Source organism: Rhodopseudomonas sp. BR0G17 (assembly GCF_010907025.1).
GTDB lineage: Bacteria > Pseudomonadota > Alphaproteobacteria > Rhizobiales > Xanthobacteraceae > Rhodopseudomonas > Rhodopseudomonas palustris_H.
This window is the reverse complement of the sequence record NZ_QUML01000089.1, coordinates 1-691: the sequence shown is the minus strand read 5'-3', so window position 1 is coordinate 691 and position 691 is coordinate 1. Positions and strand designations below refer to the sequence as shown.

The following is a 691-nucleotide window of genomic DNA, read 5'->3' as shown; positions in this document are numbered from 1 at the left end:
CGATTCGATCAGGGATGTGCGCGTAGATGTGGGCGCGCGGGTTTGTTTCTTTCCTGCTCATTTTCAGGACCTCCGATTCGGAGGCCGCGCCTGTCGCGGCCCCTCACGGGGGCCGTCGCGGCGGCGCCAGGCGCACGCGCACCCGATAGGGCCGCAGCACAGCGGAGGACGGCGAAGCCGTTGCGCGTGCGCCGTATCCGCCGCAGAACCTCGGACCGTGAGGGGCCGCGACAGGCGCGATGCGTAACCCTTCCTTTTCTTGATTTCGCCGGCGACACGAAAAAGGGCCGGTCACAAGACCGGCCCTGGACGTTTCGATGTGAGAAGGCGGGGCCGAAGCCCCGCCCTGATGGCTAGTCGAAAGCCGTCATCTGGGCTGCGGCGGCCTTCTTGGAGATGGTTTCACCGGCATGTTCGGCCTGCCGCTCGAAAGGCTTCCAGGCCTCGCCGATGACCAGCTCGTAGGCGGCAACGGCGCCCTCGGCCGCCATGCGGAGCGCGTGGGCCTGCAGGCCCATGTCGGCTGCGAACTCGCGCTTGCGCTGGGCCTGGCTGTCGAATCCGACCGGACCATCGAGGTCTTCGTCGCGCATGTCGTTGGCGAGCTTAGCAGTGGCCTCGCGCGCCTCGGTCACGGCGCGGGAGTAGAACTGGCCGGCGCCGTGGGCCGAACCGACATAGGAGCCGACGA

At 67.9% G+C, this 691-nt stretch carries 1 pseudogene; it reads right to left on the bottom strand.

The features are described from left to right. Positions 1 to 353: 353 nt before the first annotated feature. Positions 354 to 691: pseudogene (locus tag DY467_RS25325) on the bottom strand (hypothetical protein); the annotation flags it as partial.